We start from the raw sequence: 19,073 nt of genomic DNA on the forward strand, positions 1-19,073 counted from the left end.
TTCGGGTCGCATGATGGTTAAGCTGATCGATATTGCCCTTGTCGGCGACCTGGTTCTGGATGAACCTGACGCCGATCACTGGCTGTCCGGTATCGCGCCGCATTTGCGGGTCAGTGATCTGGCTATCGGTCATCTCGAAGTGCCGCATACGGTGCGGGGCAAGGAACTGGCGGGGGATGTGCCTGCGCCCGGTGCCCCGCCCGAAAACCTCGTCGCGCTGGCCCGCGCCGGGATCGGCATGGTCAGCCTCGCGGGCAATCACATTGCCGATTGCGGAGCGGAGGGAATTGCCGACACGATTGCCGGTCTCGACCGGTCCGGCGTGCTCCACGCCGGGGCCGGAGCCGACCTGCAGGCAGCGCGTGCCCCGGCGATTGTCGAGCGCAAGGGTGTGCGCATTGCCTTGCTGAGCTACAATTGCGTCGGGCCGGAAGCGGCATGGGCGACTGAGGGGCGGGCGGGATGCGCCTATCTGCCTATCGGCACCAGCGACGGCTCGCCAGTCTCGCCAACGGCTCCGCTGGAAACGGTGCTTTCCTTGGCGGTGGAAATTCTTGCCGATGACATCGCTGCGGCGCGCGCCAAAACCGATATGGTGATCGTGTCGCTGCACAAGGGCCTTGTCCATACACCCGCGCGCCTAGCCCCTTACGAACGTGCCATTGCCCGCGCCGCCATCGAGAGCGGGGCCGATGCAGTGATGGCGCATCATGCCCATATCGTGCGGGGGATCGAAGTGGTTCACGGTCGGCCGGTGTTTCACGGGCTGGGCAACGGCTGCGTGGTCACCTCGGCGCTGTCGCCCGATCAGGCTCACCCCGCCCGTCGTGAATGGGCGCAGCGGCGGCGTGAACTGTTCGGGTTCGAGCCCGACCCCGCCTACCATCTCGCGCCCTTCCATCCCGAAGCGGTCAATGCCTTCATCGGCACCTTGCGGCGGCATCCCGACGGCAGGCTGGAAGCGGGCATTGTGCCGGTCCATGTCGAGGCTCCGGGCCGCCCGGTGCTGGCGACCGGGGCGCAGGCGCGCGCTATTGCCGATTACATTGAGAAAATCACGCTGGACGCTGGCCTGCCCCCAATCCGCATTGGCGCAGACTTCAGCCTGTGCGAGGCGGCATGACATGCTGAAAAACACTGTCATCTGGATCGGCGGATTGGCGCTGCTGGCGGCAACGCTGGTCGATACGCTGGCGGTAATCGGCAGGAATGTCGGCTTGCCGGTGCCCGGATCGATCGAACTGATGCAGGCCATCGTGCTGGTTTCCGCAGCCATCGGGATCGTGATTGCGACCTGGGAGGACTCCCATGCGCGGGTGCGGCTGGTGGTCGAGCGGCTGGGAGCCGGCGGGCGCAGGCTTGCCGATCTCGCATCGGACCTGCTTTCCCTGCTTTTTGTCATCGCCCTGCTGGCCGGTTCGGTGTGGCTGGCGATCGACTTGTGGTACGGGCACGAGCAAAGTGAGATTGTCGGCATCCCCTGGGCCGTGCTGCGGATCATCGCCAATGTCTGCCTTGCCGGATGCGCGGCGCTGCTGGTGTGGCACATGCTGCGGAGGCGCACGTGAGCCTGGCGACCCCTGCCACCGGCCTCCTCGGCATCCTGATCCTGCTCGCCCTGCTGCTGGCGGGCGGCCGGATCGGCGCAGTTCTCGGACTGGTCGGCGTGGGCGGTCTTGCGCTGATCCTCGGCCCCGAAGCAGCGCTGATCAAGGGCGGCGTGGTGGTGATCGACACCATGACCCGTTACGAACTGGGAACGCTGCCGCTGTTCCTGTTCATGGCGCACATCTTCTTTTCCATCGACGCCAGCCGCGACCTGTTTGATGCGGCGGCGAAGTTTCTCGGCCATCGGCGCGGCGGGCTCGCCTACGCCGGGATTGCCGGCTGCGCAGGGTTCGGCGCAATCAACGGATCGAGCCTGGCTACAACCGCCACGGTCGGGCTGGTCGCCTACCCGGAAATGCACCGGCGCGGCTATGACAAGGGGCTGGCGACGGCGACGATAGCCGCAGGCGGGACGCTGGGGCAGATGATCCCGCCTTCGGGAGCGCTGATCGTGTTCGGGATCATCGCCGAACAATCGATCGGGATGCTGTTCACTGCCGCGATCATCCCCGGAATTACGCAGGCTCTGCTCTACGCTATCGTCATTTTCATCCTCGTCCGCCTCAACCCCGCGCTCGCACCGGCCGGTGAGCGGGCCCCCTGGGCTGACCGGCTGCGCGCCCTGTCACGCATCTGGGAAATCGCGGTGCTGGTGCTGCTGGTGATCGGCGGGATCGCGATGGGATGGATGAGCCCGTCCGAAGCTGCCGCCATCGGCGCTGCGGGCGCGCTGCTGATTGCGGCCATGCGCCGCAAACTCGATCGTGAGGCGCTTTTCCAGGCGTTCGGCGAGACATTGCGAACCACCGGCCTGATCTACCTGATCATCTTCGGTGCGCTGCTGTTCAGCACCTTCATCGCGGTCACCGGCTTGCCGGACACGCTGGGAAGCCTGATCACCGGCATGGGCCTGGGGACATTCTGGACGCTGGTGCTGATCGCCCTCCTGCTCCTGCTGCTGGGCACCGTGCTCGACGGGCTCGCGATGATGCTGCTGATGACCCCCATCCTGCTGCCGATTGTCGATGGTGTCGGGATGAGCGCAATCTGGTTTGGTATTTTCCTGGTCCGCGCGATGGAGGTGGGGTTCCTGACTCCGCCGCTGGGGATCAACCTGTTCGTGATGCAAGGGGTGGCAAAGGATGTTTCGATCACGCAGATCTTCCGCGGTGTGACGCCGTTCCTCGCCAGCGACGTGTTCCACCTGCTGCTGATTATCCTGTTCCCGGCCATGGTGATGTGGCTGCCTGGCGTCCTGGGAGTCTGACCGATGATTGCGATAGCCGGACCCGATCTGCCCCACGCTCTGCTCCGCGCTGCCGGATGCCACGGCGGGTCGCTGCCATTAGACGCCGACCGCCATTGCGAGCGGGCGGGGCGCTGGGTGGAGGACAAGTTCTTCCCCTGGGCCTTCCCGGTGGTGGAGCACTGGCTGGACGGCGATTACGACCGCTTCGATGCCGTGCTGTTCAGCCGCGCCGACGATACCTCGCAGCGACTATATTACTATCTGTGCGAATTGCAGCGCCGGGGGCTGGCGAAAGGGCCGGAGCCGCTGATGCTGGATGTCGCCAAGATTACGCGCGCCAGCAGCGTGCTGCGCACCGGCGAAAAGCTGCGCGAACTGGCGGTGCGGCTGGGGGTGGACGAAGCGGCACTCGCAGTGGAGATGGCGCGCGGGAATGGCAAGCAGAGCAGTGCGGACGCGCATCCTTCGGGCCCCCTGTGCCTCGTCACCGGTTCCCCGGCGCCCGACCAGCGGCTGGCGGATGCGGTACGCGCGACTGGCTTTGCGGCGGTGGCAGAAACGCTCGAAGACAGCTGGATGGCAGGCAATGAAGTCTTCGCTGGTGATCTGGCCGATCCCTTCGCCGCTCTGGCGCAGCGCCTGAGCACGCAGGATGCCGGATCGCGCAGCTTTACCGATCCCGCCGACCGGCTGCGCGCGAAGATCGAGCGTCATCGTCCATCCGCCGTGGTCGTGTGGCGGATCGAGGAAGACGAGGCGCAGTGCTGGCATCTTCCTGCAGAGCGCGTGGTGCTGGCCGAAAGCGGTATCCCCCACCTCATCCTCACCCGCCGCGACTGGCTGGCGCGGGACGGTGCGGCGGACGAGATTACAGCTTTCTTGCGGGAGGTCGGCTCATGATGCCGCTGGCAGGTCATAAAGTCGCGGTGCTGGGCGGGATGGCAGAGCGCCCGCTTGCGCGCTACCTCGCTTCGCTTGGCGCGGAAATGGGCTGCGAGCTCGCCGAGGCCAGCTTCGTGATCGACGATCTCGGGCTGGAAGCGACGCAGGCGCTGCCCATACCGGAAAGCGCGGTGCACGTATCGGTCACAACGTTCGGTTCGGGCGGGCCGCGTTCGCACTGGAAGGGCGGCGAACTCGTCGCCTCGGCCATGGGCGGCGCGCTGCGGCTGACCGGCGAGCCGGGCGAAATGCCGGTCAAGGAAGCGGGCGATGCCTGTATTTTCCATGCGGACATGGTTGCAGGCGCAGGAGCGATGGCGGCGCATTATGCGCGCGGCACCCACGGGCAGGGCCAGCACGTCGATGTCTCGGTGCAGCAGGTCGCCATGAGCCGCAATGTCAACGGGGTGCTGGTCTGGCAATTCGACCGCCGCAAGCTCGATCGCGCCGGCGGCTGCATCGCCTACGGCCGGGCGAAAGTGCAGGTGATCTGGAAACTGGCGGACGGCTGGTGTTTCCACGCGCTGATGACCGGGATGCTGGGCGCGCCCGCCAACGAGGCACTGTCCGACTGGATCGACGAGGCCGGACTGCCCAATCCCCTGGCGGGAGTGGACTGGAAGGCCTACAACCGCTCGACGCTCGATCCCGCGATCCGGCTGGAATGGGAACGCGCAATGGCGGCCTTCTTTGCCACCCGCACCCGGCACGATATTGCCACCGAAGGCAAGCGGCGCGGGATCAATGCCTGCGTTGTCAACGAGCCCGGCGATGTGCTGGCGGACCAGCATCTCGCCGCTCGCCACTTTCTCGATACGCCTTCAGGCTTGCCCGAACGCTTCGCTGTCATCCGCGAAGGCACGCAGGCCAGGCAAGCTCCCGCAGTCCAGACTGGCGAACGACCGGGCCCGCTGTCGGGTGTGAAGGTGCTCGATTTCGCCTGGGCATTGGTCGGATCGATCACCACCAAGACGCTGGGCGACATGGGCGCCGAAGTGGTCAAGATCGAAAGCCGCAGCCGCCCCGATCTGGCGCGGTTGGACGTGCAGGTGACCGCTTCCAGCACCACCAGTCTCGACGACAAGCCGTGGTTTGCGCATCTCAACACTTCGAAGAAATCGTTGACCTTGAATCTCAAGGCTCCCGAAGCGCGCGAAGTGCTCGATCCGCTGATCGACTGGGCGGACGTGGTGGTGGAGAATTTCTCCCCCGGCACGATGGCCAAGCTCGGGCTCGATTTCGACAGCCTGCAAGCGCGCAAGCCGGGCATCGTGATGGTATCGGGCAGCGTCTACGGCCAGACCGGGCCGCTGGCGCGCGAATGGGGGGTGGACGGCACTGGCGGTGCGCTTTCGGGCCGCACTTTCCTGACGGGCTTTCCCGATGGTGACCCGGTGATTCCCGGCGCGGTTCCCTATGGCGATGTGATCGTCCCCTATGTGATGGCGGGCCATGTCGCGGCAGCGCTGCAGGTCCGGCGCGAGACAGGGCAGGGCTGCCACATCGATGCCAGCATGTACGAGATCTGCGTGCAGCAAATGCGCGATTTCCTTGCTCTTGCCCGGCGCGGCGAGCGACCGCAGCGGCTGGGCAATGCCGATCCTGCGGTGCATTTCCAGGGCGTGTTCCCGACCGCCGGTGAGGACCGCTGGGTGGCGATCAGCGCCTTCACGGCGGACGAACACCAGCGATTGCTGGCGATCACGGGCGCGGATATCGCCGCCTGGACTTCCACCCGCGAGGATCACGCCATTGCCGCGCAATTGCAGGAAGCAGGCCTTCCCGCCGGTGCCTTGCAGGATTGCGAGGACCTGATGGAAAAGGACCCACAGATCGCCGCGCGCCACGCGCTCGCCATGCTCGACCATCCGCTGCTCGGCCCGTTCGGCCATACGGCGACGCCGATCGCCTTCTCGCGCGATACATTGCAGCCCTATCGCGCGCCGGGAATGGGCGAACACGCGCATGAAGTGGCGCAAGCCATCGCGGGAATTTCGCCGCAGCGGATTGCCGAGTTGGATGAACTGGGGATTTTCCGATGAACACGCCCGCCAGCCAGCGCAGCCGCAAGACGCTCGCCTGCACTTCTGCCGCCACTTCCTACCAGAAGGCTTTCGGGCAGGAATTGCGCCGCCGCGTGGTGGAGGACCGCGAGCCTTACGCGATCGTGCAGGCCGATACCCCGCACGAGATTTTCCATGCGATGGATATCCCCATCATCACCAACCAGTGGTGGTCCGCCTACATTTCCGCCAAGCAGCTCTCGACCCGCTATTTCGACGCGATGGTGGAGAAGGGCTATCCGGCGAACAGTTGCAAGTATTGCTCGCTGGGCCTTGCCTGCACGCTGGCAGACGATCCTTCGACCGCTCCTTGGGGCGGTTTGCCGAAGCCGACAGTGCTGGTGGCGCGGCTGACCTGCGATTGCATCCAGCAGGTGTTCGGCCAATGGTCGAAGGCGCTGGGCAGCGAGTTCTTCCCGATGGAAGCTCCTGCCTGGACCGACAAGGATCCCGACTGGTTCACCCATGCGCGCAGCGATTGGGAACGGGTCTACCAGCCCGATCGCATCCGCCACATGGTGCGCGAAATGGCCGATCTGATCGCCCTGCTCGAAGCGCGCACCGGTCGCCGGTTCGATGAAGCGAAGTTCCAGCACCTGATGGAACAGATCAACGTGCAGGAAGGCTATATCTGGGAAGCCGCGCAGGCCATCGGCACGGCGCGGCCCTGCCCGGTCTCCATCGCCGAACAAATGCCCAACACCATGATCCCGCAATGGCACCGCGGTTCGGACTGGGCAGTGGCCCATGCCAGGTCGTTCCGGGACGAAGTGCTCGAGCTGATCGCTTCGGGTCAAGGCGCTTCGAGCAACGAGCGCTTGCGGCTGATGTGGATCGGCGCGGGCGTGTGGCACGATCCGGGGTTCTATCAGTCGCTGGAGGAAAGCCTTGGCGCGGTGTTCGTCTGGTCGATGTACATGCCCTTCGCCGGACCCGCCTATATCCGCGATTTGAAGGGCCGCCCGATGGAAGCGCTCGCCAGCCGGATCGCCAGCATGAACGAAGTGCTGCACCTGCCGCCGTGGATGAGTTCGTGGATGACGAACGAAGCCAGGCGCTGCGGGATCGACGCGGCGGTCGTGCTGATGCCGCCGGACAATCGCCTGTCGCAATCGGGCACGCGGCTGACCGCCGAAGCGCTGCGAGAAGCGGGCGTGCCGGTGCTGATGATCGATGCGGACATGGTCGATGCAAAGAACTGGAACCACGATGAAATGGTGGAACTGGTGGCCGACTTCCTGCGGCGGGAGGGGCTGGAATGAGGCTGCTCGTCTCGCTTCTGGCGATGCTCTTGCTGTCCGCCTGTGCGCGCGAAATTCCGCCCGGTGTGACCGAGCTGACCTACGCCACGCCTTATCCGCCCTCGCACCCGTTCAGCCGCGCGGACCAGCGCTGGATGGATTTTGTCGAGGAGGAATCACAGGGGCGGCTGGTGATCCGGCCGATCTGGTCGGGTGCGCTGCTGTCGGCGGATATGTCGATGGAGGAACTGCGCCACGGGGTTGCCGACATTGGCCTGATTACGCCGATCTACGTGCGCGGCGGCACCCACCTGCTGCGCACGCAGACGGGCTTTTACAGCGGCGCTGATTCGGTTGAAACGCAGGTCGCGCTCTATCGCTGCCTCGAGGCAGAGGTGCCGCAGGTGGAGCGCGAATTGGAGGGGCTGAAAGTGCTGGCGGTGCAGGGCGGACTGCTCCCCGGTATCCTGACGACGAGCCGCCCGGTCCGCGAGCTTGCGGACCTTCGCGGCCTGCGCATCCGTGCCCCGACCGAGCTGCTCCCGGTGCTGCGCGATCTGGGCGCAGACCCGATAAACCTGCCGATGGGTGAAGTCTATTCGGCGCTGGCCAAGGGCGTGATCGACGGCGTGGTAGCCCCTGCCGATACCTTCCGCTCGCTGCACCTCGCCGAAGTCGCCGGGCATTTCTACGAGATCAAGATCCCGCGCGGGGCCTATCCTGCGCGGGCGATGGGGGCGGAGCGCTGGAACGCGCTGGCCCCGTGGCAACGCGCCCTGCTCGATCGCAGCACGAATGAATGGGAAGCTGCACTGGCGGACGAGATCAGGGCTTCGGAACAGGTCGGGCGCGATACCGGCGAAGGCCGGATCGACTATGCCTTTCCTACCGAAGCCGAACAGCAAGCCTTCGACGAACTGTATTTGCGCGAAGGGGAAGCCAACGCGCGCGGCCTCTCGCGCTTCGGCATCGACGGAATGCGCGCCTACCGCGTGGCGCGGGACAGCCTTGTCGCGCGTGACCGGGTGAATTGTGGAGAGAACAATTGACGCAGCCGCTTTCCGGAATTCGTGTGGCCGATTTCAGCCACGTCATGGCCGGGCCGTTCGCCAGCCACCTGCTGGGGCTGATGGGCGCGGAAGTCATCAAGATCGAAAGCAAGGGCGGGGACCAGTTCCGCAATTACGGCAGCAATCGCGAACTGGACGGAATGAGCCCCGCCTTCATTGCTGCCAATGTCGGCAAGAAGAGCATCGCCCTTGATCTGAAAGACCCTGCTGAGCGCGAAATAGCCAGCCGGATCGTCGCGCGCAGCGACGTGCTGCTGGAAAATTTCCGCCCCGGCGTGATCGGACGGCTGGGTTTCAGCTACGAAGAGGTGTGCAGGAGCAATCCGGCTATCGTCTACTGCTCGGTATCGGGCTACGGTCAGGACGGGCCGCAGCGCAACTGGCCGGCGATCGACAATATCGTCCAGGCCACCAGCGGCATGATGATGTTGAGCGGCGCGGAAGGCGATCCACCGGTGCGGATCGGCTTCCCGATTGTCGACACGCTCACCGGGCAGACCGCTGCGGTGGCGATCCTCGGCGCCCTGCTGCAACGCGAGCACACCGGCAAGGGCGCTTTCATCGATGTCTCGATGCTCGACGCGAGCATGGCCTTCATGACGTCCGCGCTCACGCCCTTCCTCACCACCGGCAACACACTCAAGCGGCTGGGCAATACCGGCTATAGCGAATTGCCGACCGCCGGGGTGTTCGTCGCCCGTGATGGCAGGCACCTGTCGCTCGGCGTGGTGCAGGACAACCAGTTCGCTGCCTTTGCCGAGCTGGCCGGGCGCGCCGACTGGCTGAGCGACCCGCGCTTTGCCACCGCCGATGCACGGCGGGCCAATTTCGATGCCATGCACGCGCAACTGGAAGCGATCTTCCTCGCCCGCGATGCCGCCGATTGGGAGACCCTGCTCAGCGAGGCGGGCATCCCCTGCGGCATGATCCGCCGGGTGGATGAAGCCGCGCAACTGTGCCGCCCCGGCAGCCTGCTCGATATCGCAATCGAAGGGCCGCCGGTGAACGGCAAGGTCGCGGTGCCCAATGCCGGGTTCCAGATGACTCCGGGCGGGCCGGGCACCGATGCGCCGCCTCCGCGCCTCGATCAGGATCGGGAAGCGATCCTGCAATGGCTCGACAGCGACGAGGGAAGTGGAGAAGGCCGATGACATTGCTTCGCTGGATATTCGCGATCCTGACGATGGTGACCGCAACCACGGCGGCAGCGCAGCCCTATCCCGATTACGAACGCAGCTCGCTCTACGTCCCCGTCCGCGATGGCACCCGGCTGGCGGTCAACGTCTATCGCCCGGCAGACGAGCACGGCGTCGAAACCGACCCGCTGCCGGTTATTTTCGTCTTTACCCCCTACCGCGCCCGCTTCGTGGACGAGGAGGGGCAGGTGCAGGAAACGGCGCTGCAGGACGGGCTGGCGTTGCGCTCGCTGCTGCGTGCAGGCTATGTTGTCGCGGTAGCGGACATTCGCGGGAAGGGCGCCTCGTTCGGCACCCGGCGCGGATTTCAGGACCGGACCGAAGCGCTCGACGGGCATGATCTGGTCGAATGGCTGGCGCGGCAGCCCTATTCCAGCGGCAATGTCGGTATGGTCGGGTGCAGCTACCTTGGCGGCACAGTGATGCACACCGCCAGCACCGCGCCGCCATCGTTGCGCGCAGTCTTTGCCGGAGCGACCGACTGGGACAAGTACGCCTTTGTGCGCCGGGGCGGCATCGCCGCGCAGTTCAACACCCGCCCGGACGAGCCCCTCTCCGTCGATCTCGCCAGCGTTCCGGTGGATGCCGATCCCGACGGCGCGCTGTTGCGCGAAGCGGTGGCACAGCACGCTGGAAACACGCCGATGGCGGGGCTGTGGTATTCGATGTCGTACCGCGACAGCATTTCCCCGCTCACCGGCAATGCCTTCTGGGACGAAGTGGCGATCTGGCAATATGCGCCCGCGATCCGCGATGCAGGGATTGCCACCTACATGTGGAGCAACTGGAACGACGAGCCGACCAGTGACGTGATCGTGGCGGCGGAGAACCTTGGCAGCCGCCTGCTCGTCGGGCCGGGCAGTCATTGCCAGACCCCGCGCGATTTCGACTTCACCGGGGAAATCGTGCGCTATTTCGACTTCCATCTGAAGGGCGTCGACAACCGTTTCGCAGAGCAACCGCGCGTGACCTATTGGGCCGATGGTGAGGGCGAGGGCGGGCGCTATGTCCGCTCCGACCGCTATCCCGGTGCCGACAGCGGCAGGCTCGCTCTTTACCTCGATGCGGTGGACGAACGCAGCGGATTGACCGGGATGCCGAGCACGGCGGGTGCCAGCAGCTTTGCGGTCGATTACGATGTTGCCAACAATGAGTATTTCGCTTTCTGGCCCAGCTCACTGGCCGATCACGGCCTGGCCTTCGCCAGTGCCCCGCTGGAGGAGCCGCTGGACCTGCTCGGTTCCCCGGTTGCCCATGTCACCCTTTCGACCGATCGGCCGGATGTGGACCTGTTCGTCTATCTGGAGGAAGTGCTGGCCGATGGCACTGTCGAGGTGCTGTCCTTCGGACGGTTGAAGGCGTCGCAGCGCGCGGTGAGCGAAGCGCCGTGGGACAACCTCGGCCTGCCATGGCACTCCGGCCTTTCCGCCGATGCCGCTCCGCTGGTGGAAGGCGAATTGGCGCGGCTTGCCGTGCCGATGCTGGCGACATCGCGCCATGTGCCTGCGGGATCGCGGCTGCGTTTCGTGGTGACGGGAGCCGATCCGCGCCAGCGTAATCTGGCCGAATTGCGGCAGGACCCGCCGCCGGTCATCACCGTCGCCACCGGCTGGGAAGCCGGATCTCGGATCGAACTGCCGCTGGTTCTGGGAGCCGGGGAGCAATGACACTTGAGGGAAGGAAGCAAGCCATGACGCTGCGCACTTTCGCCGCCGCCACGCTTGGCGCGCTCGCGCTGCTGGGGGCGTCACCTTCATCGCTGGCGCAGCAGGCTCCGCCCGATCCCGAAGAAATGCGGCGCATGATGGAGGAGCGCAATCGCCTGCCCGACACGGCGGGCGACGGTCCCTATCCCGCAGTGATCGAGGAACACGCCAGCCTGCCCGGCCACGTGATCTATCGGCCGGCGGACATTTCCGGCTTCTTCGGTGGCACGATGCCGGTGCTGGCCTGGGGCAACGGCGGCTGCGCGGACGATGGCACTGCGCACCGTTTCCACCTCGCCCAGATCGCCTCCTATGGCTATCTCGTGGTGGCGGCAGGCCATTGGCGCAGCGGACCATCCGCCACCCACGGCACGGAAGTGCGCGAAATGCCGGAGGGCGGCGGCCTGCCCGCTCCCGCCACCACATCTGCCGACGTGATCGCCGGGATCGACTGGGCACTGGCGCAGGACGCCGATCCGGCCAGTCCCTTCTATGGCCGCATCGACACCGATGCCCTGGCGGTGGCCGGGCACAGCTGCGGCGGGTTGCAGGCGATAGAGCTGGCCGCCGATCCGCGCATCGACACCGTGCTGATCCACAACAGCGGCATCTACAATTCCGAAGCCAGCCCGATCCGTTCGATGAGCGTATCGAAGGATATGTTGCGCAATTTCCACCAGCCGGTGCTCTACATCATGGGCGGGCCGGAGGACATCGCTTGGCCCAATGGCACCGATGACTACGCGCGGGTCGATCACGTGCCGATCATGCTGGCGGACCTTCCGGTGGGCCACGGCGGCACCTTCGGCGATCCGATGGGCGGTGCGGTGGCGCATGTCGCGGTCGACTGGCTCGAATGGCAGTTGCGCGGAGACGAAGTCGCGGCAAGAACCTTCACGGGTGAAAACTGCCGCCTGTGCAGCGGAACCGAATGGACGCTGCAGCGCAAGGGCTGGTGACATAGCATTAGAGGACAAGCGAATGACTGCATTTGAACGGCTGAATCCGATGACCGGCGAAGTCGCCTCCACTGCCACGGCGATGAAGGCGGCGGACATTCCGGCTATCGCTGCCAGGGCGCAGCAAGGCTTTGCTATTTGGTCCAAGCTGGGGCCGAACGCGCGGCGCGCGGTGTTGATGAAGGCGGCTGACGCACTGGTCGCCAGGAAGGATGACTTCGTCGCGGCGATGATGGGAGAAATCGGCGCCACCGCCGGTTGGGCGATGTTCAACATGATGCTGGCAGCGGGTATGGTGCGTGAGGCCGCCGCGATCACCACCCAGATCACCGGCGAAGTCATTCCCAGCGATCACGAAGGCACGATCGCGATGGCGGTGCGGGAGCCGGTCGGCGTGCTGTTGGGCATTGCCCCGTGGAATGCCCCGATCATCCTTGGTGTGCGCGCCATTGCCGTGCCGCTCGCCTGCGGCAACGCGGTGATACTCAAGGCCAGCGAGACCTGCCCGCGCACCCACGCGCTGATTATCGAAGCCTTTGCCGAGGCGGGCTTCCCGGAAGGCGTCGTCAATGTTGTGACCAATGCGCCCGAAGATGCCGCCGAAGTGGTCGGCGCGCTGATCGACGCGCCTCAGGTGAAGCGGATCAATTTCACCGGATCGACGGCTGTTGGCCGGATCATTGCGATGCGCGCGGCAGGACACCTGAAGCCCTGCCTGCTCGAACTGGGGGGCAAGGCCCCGATGATCGTGCTCGAGGATGCCGATCTTGACGAGGCGGTAAAGGCCGCCGCCTTCGGCGCCTATATGAACCAGGGCCAGATCTGCATGTCGACCGAGCGGATCATCGTGGTAGACAGCGTGGCGGAGGCCTTCGCGGCGAAGTTCGCCGAGAAGGTCCGCGCGATGCCCGCTGGAGATCCGGCTGCGGGCAACACCCCGCTGGGTGCCGTGGTGGATCGCAAGACGGTCGACCATTGCTACGCCCTGATTGCCGATGCGACTGCGAAGGGTGCCGAACTCCTCGTTGGCGGCGAAACGAGCCAGAACGTCGTCATGCCCGCGCATCTGGTCGACAAGGTGACACCGGACATGAAGCTGTTCCGCGACGAGAGCTTCGGCCCGGTGGTGGGCATTGCCCGCGCGCGGGATGAAGCGCACGCTATCGAACTGGCGAACGACACCGAATATGGCCTGTCCTCGGCCGTGTTCACGCGCGACACCGCGCGCGGTCTCAAAGTGGCGCGGCAGATCCAGGCGGGCATCTGCCATGTCAACGCCAGCACCGTGTCGGACGAACCGCAGATGCCCTTCGGCGGGATGAAGGCCAGCGGCTATGGCCGGTTTGGCGGGCGGCAAGGCATCGATGCCTTCACCGAAACCCGCTGGATTACGTTCGAAACCGAACCCGGCCACTACCCCATCTAAGGACAGCCAGTGAAAACCCCGATGAAAACCCAGGTCTGCATTATCGGCGCTGGCCCGGCGGGGCTGCTGCTCGGCCATCTGCTGCGCGCCGAGGGGATCGCCTGCGTGGTGATCGAGCGGCAGGCGCCCGATTACGTGCTCGGGCGCATTCGCGCGGGCGTGCTGGAGAACGTGACCGTCTCGCTGATGGAGCGGCTGGGCTTGGATGCGCGGCTGAAAGCGGAGGGGCTGCCGCACTGCGGGTTCAACCTCGCCGATGGCGAGCGGCTGATCCGCATCGATATCGAGGAACTGACCGGGCAGCAGGTTGTGGTCTACGGCCAGACTGAAGTGACCCGCGACCTGATGGAAGCAGCGGAAGATCGCGGGCTGGAAGTGATCTACGGGGCGGAAGGCGCGGCGCTGCACGATGTGGAGAGCGATGCACCCTTTGTCACCTTCACCAGGGACGGTAGCGAGCACCGCATCGACTGCCGCCTGATCGCCGGGTGCGATGGCTTCCACGGCCCCAGCCGCAAGGCGATTCCCACCAGCGTGGGCAAGGAATACCTGCGCGAATATCCGTTCGGCTGGCTCGGCATCCTCGCCGATGTGCCGCCGTGCAACCATGAACTGATCTACGCCAACCACGAACGCGGTTTCGCGCTCGCCTCGATGCGCAGCGAAAGTCGCAGCCGTTATTACGTCGACGTTCCGCTGACCGATACCGTGGACCAGTGGAGCGACGAACGGGTGTGGGACGAACTGGCGACACGGCTCGGTCCCGAAGCGGCGGCAGGGATTACTCGCGGCCCCAGCATCGAGAAGAGCATCGCGCCGCTGCGCAGCTATGTGTTTGCGCCGATGCGGCACGGCTCGCTGCTCTTGTGCGGCGATGCTGCGCACATTGTGCCCCCTACCGGCGCCAAGGGGCTGAACCTTGCCGCGAGCGACGTGCACTACGCCGCCGATGCGCTCACACGGTTCTTCCGCGCACACGATAACGATGCGATATCAGGCTATTCGGATCGGGCCCTGGCACGGGTGTGGAAATCCGAGCGGTTCAGCTGGTCGCTCACCCGGCTGATGCACCGCTTCCCCGAAGACGGCCCGTTCGAGCGCGCGATGCAGGTGGCCGAACTCGACTACATCGCCAACAGCCGCGCCGCCCAGACCAGCATCGCCGAGAACTACGTCGGGCTGCCGGTCTAAAGCGAGGCCCGTACCGGCTCATCCTGCCCTTCCGGGAGCCTTTCGCCCTTCCACAATTGATGCAACCGCTGGCCGAGCAGGTCGCCCGGTCCGGACACGAATTGCGGGTGCCCGAACTGCTGCATCACTCCGTGCTGCTTGGCCAGAGCGTCACGATCCTGCGCCACCACCGGCCACAGGAAAAGCCGGATCGCGGCCTGCTTCAGCCAGCCGGGGGCGAAGCCCTTTCATGAATGACCGGTAGCTTCCTTGAGCAATCGCTCATATGCAGAGTTCGCTATCGCCGATGCCAAGGCACTGCTCACCCGGCTCGCCAGCCAGGCCGGGGCGCGCGCCCTCGCGATCTCGCGCCGGCCGGTATCGCTGCCGGAAGTGCGTGCGCTGATTGCGGCGGACATCATGAACGGTGGCCTGCCAAACTGACAAACTATATCTCGGTCCAGGATGAAGGAGAGGCCGAAATTGGCCGCGTCAGCTATCGCGAAGCTGTGACCTTCGAGTAACCGGGTTTCGCAGGCGTGCAAGCGGCTCGCTTGGAGCGGAAACGGGAATTTAGCGGCTGATTTTCCAGATGTCGTCCCGGGTGCGCATAATGGTGCAGACCTTCTCGCCATTGCGCCAAAGCTCTGCGGAGCGGTTCCGCGCCTCGCCATGAGCGATGATCAGGGCTCCGGCGGCATCCTCTGCCTCGAACTCGATTTCCTTTGGGAGACCCAGGCCGTCATCGGAAAACTTCAGGCGGTAAGTGTGGAGGAGCGACGGCTCAGGTTGCAATACCTTCTGACGGGACCCGCTTTTCTCGAACATCTTTCTTCCGCCTTTCGCGTTGAGGTGCGGAAGAAGCATCGCAGCGAGCAGTCGCCAGCCCCATAAAAAAGGTTAAGCGCACGCCATTATCCGCATCGACTTGATCTCGATCAGTCGGATTTCCGAGAAGTGGCTGAGCGATAAGGAGTTTCCGCTATCCTGCCGCCAACGGCCAGCATCTTCCCGCTTCCGACTGTCCGACCCTTCTACCGGTCGTCCATAGCGGCGAGTTCCTCGTCCACCATGACCGGCGCGGAGAAAGCAATGGTATCGCTGTTGCCGAATGTCAGGACAACGGGGATCGTTGCACCAGGAATCACTTCCGATCCATATTCGCTGAGCACGAGCAACTCCGCGTCAGGCCCCAACGTTAGGGTTTCACCCGGTCCGACCGCAACATTCCGGGCCTCCCGCGCTGCAGGGCCATCTATATCGGCCATCCGCGCGCGCACGGAATTGCCCACATCCACCCCGACGACCTGTACGCTGTTGGGGCCGAGATTTTCGATGTCGAAATAGATCGCCGCCGGTTGCCCCGCCTCTGGTGGCAGGACGATGCGGGCGTTCGAAACTGTCACCTCGGCGCCTGTTTCGGCAACAGGGCGAAGGTCTTCATCGGCATCGAAACCCTCGGTGCCCATCGCAATGAGGAAGATGATCGCCCCGGCCGCTACGACTATCGCGGCAAACGAAAGGATGACCTTTTTGCTCATGGGAGTAACTCCGCCAAGGCTTTAGCTCCGCGACCGCGTGCCTGCCAAAGCCCATGCCCCGGCTGCTCCCAGTGTCGCTACTGCTCCCAATGTTGCCCACGTGTGTCGGCCTGCCATGGTGCTGACGCTGAAATTCCTGCCTTTCTGGCGTCCTTCCACTGATCCGTCATTGCCCTGCGGGGCCTCGAGATTGCCTTCTTGCTCGGGTACCCGCCGGTCCCTGTCCACCAGCTTGTCCGCCATGCTGGCGGCGATCTTGTCGAACAGGCGCGGAAAGGCGTGAAGGCCGAAGATCTGGAGTTTGCCCGCCCCGCCGACGACGACGTTCCGGCGCTGGTGCTGCGCGGCATCCAGGATTGCGCGGGCCACCACTTCGGGGGCGTAGATGGGCTTGGGCAGGCGCGCTTGGTAACCGGTTGTATTGCGGGCATGCTGCGGGAACGGGGTGCCGATGGCGCTGGGCTGGATCAGCGTGACCGAGACGGGTTCCCGGTTCATCTGCAATTCGATGCGCAGGGAATCGGTGAATCCTTTCACCGCGTGTTTCGATGCGTTGTATGAGGCAAGGATCGGTCCAGGCAGGTCCGAATTGATCGAGCCTACATTGATCAGCGCTCCCCCGCCCTGCCTGTCCTTGAGATGGCGCGCGGCGATCGTCGAACCGTGGACAACGCCCCAGTAGTTGGTTTCAAACACAAGTCGATGATCTTCCAGGTCAAGATCGAGAGCCTGCGCGTAAACGCCGATTCCGGCGTTGTTGACCCAACTGTCGAATCCGCCGAAACGGGATATCGTCTCGTCGGCCAGCCGCTGCATATCTTCTTCGCGCGCAACGTCGGTAACGACGTAGTCCGCAATGCCGCCTTTGGTGCGAATTTCCGCGCATACCTGCTTCAACGCTGCCTCGTCACGCGCGGCAAGCATGACTTTGGCCCCTTGGGCAGCGGCCATTTGCGCAGTACACAGACCGTGGCCCGAGGTGGCCCCGGTAATGACAATGACCTGTTCATTGATGGGCTTGAGGTGGATGGTGTTCTTCATATTCCTACTCACTGGTTTCTGGTTCAGTTTCGCGTCCGGCGGGCGTCGGCCGGGGCGTGGTGGGAGCGATGCGCCAGACGGTGTTGGAAACGTCATCGGCAACCAGCAGCGCGCCGCGCTCTGCGTCGAATGTTACTCCGACAGGTCTGCCGCGCGCGTGGCCGTCCTCCAGGAATCCCGAAACGAATTCGATCGGATCGCCTGCCGGTCGCCCATTGCGGAACGGCACGAAGACGACATTGTACCCGGCAAGATCGGAACGGTTCCAGCTGCCATGCTGGCCGACGAATGCGCCTTCGGCAAAGCGTCCGCCAAACCCGCCATCGGTTGCAAACGACAGGCCAAGCGCGGCGACATGCGAGCCGAGCGCGTAATCGGGGGCAATGGCGCTGCGCACCAGATCGGGCCGCTGCGGACGGATGCGCGGATCAATGTTCTGGCCCCAGTAACTGTAGGGCCAGCCATAGAAACCGCCCTCCCGCACCGATGTCAGATAATCGGGCACCAGTTCCGGCCCCAGTTCGTCACGCTCGTTGACGACTGCCCACAGCCCGTTGGTCCAGGGGTTGAACGCCAGGTCGGTAGGATTGCGCAGGCCCGAAGCGAAGATGCGGCTCGCTCCGGTTTCAGGATCGATTTCCCAGATCACGGCCCGATCTTCTTCGACATCCATGCCCCGCTCGCCGACATTGCTGTTCGAGCCGATCCCGACATAGAGGCGCGAACCATCCGGACTCGCGGTCATCGCCTTGGTCCAGTGGTGATTGATACGTGCGGGCAGGGCGGTGACTTCCTCGCCGGGACTATCGATCCTTGTCGCGCCCTCGGTGTAGGGGAAGCGCATCAGGTTGCCCTGATTGGCGACGTAAAGATCGCTGCCGATCAGCGCGAGGCCATAGGGCGCGTCGAGCCCGTCGATGAGCACGGTTTGCAGGTCGGTCTGCCCGTCGCCATCCTCATCGCGCAACAGGGTTATCCGGTCTCCGCCTTCGACTGAACTTTTCCCTTCACTCTTGATGAGCCCGGCGATGATGTCCTTCGGACGCAGCTGCGGCGCATTGCCGCCCGTACCTTCGGCAACCAGGATATCGCCATTGGGCAGGACGATGGTCTGGCGCGGAATCTTGAGATCCTCGGCGATTGCCGTGATGGTGAAGCCTTCAGGCACTGTAGGCAGATCGCCATCCCAGCCTTCCGGAGTCGCGATGTTCATCGCCGGCAAAAACGAATCCGCCTGGTCGGGAAGCGTGGGGCTGGCACCGGTCTGGTCCAGATTCTCGCTTTCAGGGGCGCAGGCTGCGAGGGCCAGGCAAAGTACGAGGCTAGTGGCGCGAAAATCCGTCATGGGCGATGCTCCCGATGAGGCGCGGGCCAATGTCCCAGAAGCCCGATGAGCAACGCGATCACCGCGCAAAGGATCGAGAGGGCCAGGCCTAATGTGCCCACCGAATGCCAGCCGTCCTTTGCGTGCTGAAAGGCGTTGAGTACGCCGGCGACAAACAAGACTGCGACAAGACCTGTGTAAACAAGACCGCGGCCGCGCCGGTTTCGCAGGCGACCGAAAAACAGGCTGATAATTGCCCAGGCAAGCAGCAGTCCGGTGAAAACATCGGCCCCCGCAATCAGCCAGGAGGAAAAGTTGCTCCACTGGATTTCTGCGGTGTTCAGATAGGCGATGTCTGAGACCAGTGCCGCCGGGAACAGCGCGACGGGGAAGGCCAGCAGAACACCGTGGATCGGGCCAAGGAATGGCGCTGGAGTGATAACTTCGTGCTGAATGACCGCTCTCCTGCCTGTCGCGTCCAATCCCCCCTTTCGCTGTAATCAACGGCTGAGACGGCAAAGGTTCCGGATTCCATCG

19 protein-coding genes are annotated in these 19,073 nt (G+C 64.7%); 14 read left to right on the top strand and 5 right to left on the bottom strand.

Annotated elements, in window-relative coordinates; all coding sequences use genetic code 11:
* Positions 1-13: 13 nt before the first annotated feature.
* The 14 genes from JY451_11235 (at position 14) to JY451_11300 (ending at position 15,074) form a co-directional block, all read left to right on the top strand.
* Positions 14-1,123 (top strand): CapA family protein, encoded by a 1,110-nt coding sequence (locus JY451_11235; GenBank protein QZH76691.1) that lies wholly within the window; start codon positions 14-16, stop codon positions 1,121-1,123.
* Between the two features lies 1 nt (position 1,124).
* Positions 1,125-1,568: a TRAP transporter small permease subunit gene (locus JY451_11240; GenBank protein QZH74263.1), complete on the top strand. Its 444-nt coding sequence runs from the start codon at positions 1,125-1,127 to the stop codon at positions 1,566-1,568.
* Positions 1,523-2,875 carry a TRAP transporter large permease gene (locus JY451_11245; protein ID QZH74264.1) on the top strand — a complete coding sequence of 451 codons (1,353 nt, stop codon included), beginning with the start codon at positions 1,523-1,525 and terminating at the stop codon, positions 2,873-2,875. Before JY451_11240 ends, JY451_11245 begins: the two co-directional genes overlap by 46 nt.
* Before the next feature lie 3 nt (positions 2,876-2,878).
* Positions 2,879-3,757, top strand: coding sequence for a hypothetical protein (locus tag JY451_11250; GenBank protein ID QZH74265.1), 879 nt, complete (start codon positions 2,879-2,881; stop codon positions 3,755-3,757).
* A gap of 86 nt (positions 3,758-3,843) precedes the next feature.
* Positions 3,844-5,841 carry a CoA transferase gene (locus tag JY451_11255; GenBank protein ID QZH76692.1) on the top strand — a complete coding sequence of 666 codons (1,998 nt, stop codon included), beginning with the start codon at positions 3,844-3,846 and terminating at the stop codon, positions 5,839-5,841.
* Positions 5,838-7,124 carry a 2-hydroxyacyl-CoA dehydratase gene (locus JY451_11260; GenBank protein ID QZH74266.1) on the top strand — a complete coding sequence of 429 codons (1,287 nt, stop codon included), beginning with the start codon at positions 5,838-5,840 and terminating at the stop codon, positions 7,122-7,124. Before JY451_11255 ends, JY451_11260 begins: the two co-directional genes overlap by 4 nt.
* Positions 7,121-8,152: a TRAP transporter substrate-binding protein DctP gene (gene dctP, locus JY451_11265; GenBank protein ID QZH74267.1), complete on the top strand. Its 1,032-nt coding sequence runs from the start codon at positions 7,121-7,123 to the stop codon at positions 8,150-8,152. The genes JY451_11260 and dctP overlap by 4 nt, the downstream gene beginning before the upstream one ends.
* Positions 8,149-9,324, top strand: coding sequence for a CoA transferase (locus tag JY451_11270; GenBank protein QZH74268.1), 1,176 nt, complete (start codon positions 8,149-8,151; stop codon positions 9,322-9,324). The genes dctP and JY451_11270 overlap by 4 nt, the downstream gene beginning before the upstream one ends.
* A 32-nt stretch (positions 9,325-9,356) precedes the next feature.
* Positions 9,357-11,036 carry a CocE/NonD family hydrolase gene (locus JY451_11275; GenBank protein QZH76693.1) on the top strand — a complete coding sequence of 560 codons (1,680 nt, stop codon included), beginning with the start codon at positions 9,357-9,359 and terminating at the stop codon, positions 11,034-11,036.
* Between the two features lie 125 nt (positions 11,037-11,161).
* Positions 11,162-12,034, top strand: a complete 873-nt coding sequence (locus tag JY451_11280; protein ID QZH76694.1) for a hypothetical protein — start codon at positions 11,162-11,164, stop codon at positions 12,032-12,034.
* A 22-nt stretch (positions 12,035-12,056) separates the two neighbouring features.
* Positions 12,057-13,460 (top strand): aldehyde dehydrogenase, encoded by a 1,404-nt coding sequence (locus tag JY451_11285; protein ID QZH74269.1) that lies wholly within the window; start codon positions 12,057-12,059, stop codon positions 13,458-13,460.
* Between the two features lie 21 nt (positions 13,461-13,481).
* Positions 13,482-14,651 (top strand): 4-hydroxybenzoate 3-monooxygenase, encoded by a 1,170-nt coding sequence (pobA, locus tag JY451_11290; GenBank protein ID QZH74270.1) that lies wholly within the window; start codon positions 13,482-13,484, stop codon positions 14,649-14,651.
* A gap of 59 nt (positions 14,652-14,710) precedes the next feature.
* A complete protein-coding gene (locus JY451_11295) occupies positions 14,711-14,884 on the top strand; it encodes a hypothetical protein (protein ID QZH74271.1) in 174 nt (57 codons plus the stop codon).
* A gap of 16 nt (positions 14,885-14,900) precedes the next feature.
* Complete coding sequence (locus tag JY451_11300; GenBank protein QZH74272.1) at positions 14,901-15,074, top strand: hypothetical protein; 174 nt, start codon at positions 14,901-14,903, stop codon at positions 15,072-15,074.
* Between the two features lie 129 nt (positions 15,075-15,203).
* On the opposite strand, the gene JY451_11305 is transcribed toward JY451_11300, so the two are convergent.
* From JY451_11305 to JY451_11325, 5 genes are all read right to left on the bottom strand, one after another.
* The gene (locus JY451_11305; protein ID QZH74273.1) at positions 15,204-15,458 is read right to left on the bottom strand and encodes a hypothetical protein; all 255 of its coding nucleotides are present in this window, start codon (positions 15,456-15,458) and stop codon (positions 15,204-15,206) included.
* 206 nt (positions 15,459-15,664) lie between these two features.
* Positions 15,665-16,171, bottom strand: a complete 507-nt coding sequence (locus tag JY451_11310; protein QZH74274.1) for a copper chaperone PCu(A)C — start codon at positions 16,169-16,171, stop codon at positions 15,665-15,667.
* 21 nt (positions 16,172-16,192) lie between these two features.
* On the bottom strand, positions 16,193-17,212 hold the full coding sequence (locus JY451_11315) for an SDR family NAD(P)-dependent oxidoreductase (protein QZH74275.1): 1,020 nt from the start codon (positions 17,210-17,212) through the stop codon (positions 16,193-16,195).
* A gap of 4 nt (positions 17,213-17,216) precedes the next feature.
* On the bottom strand, positions 17,217-18,557 hold the full coding sequence (locus JY451_11320) for a sorbosone dehydrogenase family protein (protein QZH74276.1): 1,341 nt from the start codon (positions 18,555-18,557) through the stop codon (positions 17,217-17,219).
* On the bottom strand, positions 18,554-18,949 hold the full coding sequence (locus JY451_11325; GenBank protein QZH76695.1) for a hypothetical protein: 396 nt from the start codon (positions 18,947-18,949) through the stop codon (positions 18,554-18,556). Before JY451_11325 ends, JY451_11320 begins: the two co-directional genes overlap by 4 nt.
* Between the last annotated feature and the right edge of the window lie 124 nt (positions 18,950-19,073).

This window comes from Erythrobacter sp. (assembly GCA_019739335.1).
In the GTDB taxonomy this organism is placed as follows: Bacteria; Pseudomonadota; Alphaproteobacteria; order Sphingomonadales; family Sphingomonadaceae; genus Alteraurantiacibacter.

Excerpts from the sequence above, each read along its gene's own strand:
- JY451_11235 (QZH76691.1), top strand. The coding sequence starts at position 14 with ATGGTTAAGCTGATCGATATTGCCCTTGTCGGCGACCTGGTTCTGGAT.
- JY451_11240 (QZH74263.1), top strand. The coding sequence starts at position 1,125 with ATGCTGAAAAACACTGTCATCTGGATCGGCGGATTGGCGCTGCTGGCG.
- JY451_11245 (QZH74264.1), top strand. The coding sequence starts at position 1,523 with ATGCGCGGCGCTGCTGGTGTGGCACATGCTGCGGAGGCGCACGTGAGC.
- JY451_11250 (QZH74265.1), top strand. The coding sequence starts at position 2,879 with ATGATTGCGATAGCCGGACCCGATCTGCCCCACGCTCTGCTCCGCGCT.
- JY451_11255 (QZH76692.1), top strand. The coding sequence starts at position 3,844 with ATGGGCTGCGAGCTCGCCGAGGCCAGCTTCGTGATCGACGATCTCGGG.
- JY451_11260 (QZH74266.1), top strand. The coding sequence starts at position 5,838 with ATGAACACGCCCGCCAGCCAGCGCAGCCGCAAGACGCTCGCCTGCACT.
- dctP (QZH74267.1), top strand. The coding sequence starts at position 7,121 with ATGAGGCTGCTCGTCTCGCTTCTGGCGATGCTCTTGCTGTCCGCCTGT.
- JY451_11275 (QZH76693.1), top strand. The coding sequence starts at position 9,357 with ATGGTGACCGCAACCACGGCGGCAGCGCAGCCCTATCCCGATTACGAA.
- JY451_11280 (QZH76694.1), top strand. The coding sequence starts at position 11,162 with ATGCGGCGCATGATGGAGGAGCGCAATCGCCTGCCCGACACGGCGGGC.
- JY451_11285 (QZH74269.1), top strand. The coding sequence starts at position 12,057 with ATGACTGCATTTGAACGGCTGAATCCGATGACCGGCGAAGTCGCCTCC.
- pobA (QZH74270.1), top strand. The coding sequence starts at position 13,482 with ATGAAAACCCAGGTCTGCATTATCGGCGCTGGCCCGGCGGGGCTGCTG.
- JY451_11295 (QZH74271.1), top strand. The coding sequence starts at position 14,711 with ATGCAACCGCTGGCCGAGCAGGTCGCCCGGTCCGGACACGAATTGCGG.
- JY451_11305 (QZH74273.1), bottom strand. The coding sequence starts at position 15,458 with ATGTTCGAGAAAAGCGGGTCCCGTCAGAAGGTATTGCAACCTGAGCCG.
- JY451_11310 (QZH74274.1), bottom strand. The coding sequence starts at position 16,171 with ATGAGCAAAAAGGTCATCCTTTCGTTTGCCGCGATAGTCGTAGCGGCC.
- JY451_11315 (QZH74275.1), bottom strand. The coding sequence starts at position 17,212 with ATGAAGAACACCATCCACCTCAAGCCCATCAATGAACAGGTCATTGTC.
- JY451_11320 (QZH74276.1), bottom strand. The coding sequence starts at position 18,557 with ATGACGGATTTTCGCGCCACTAGCCTCGTACTTTGCCTGGCCCTCGCA.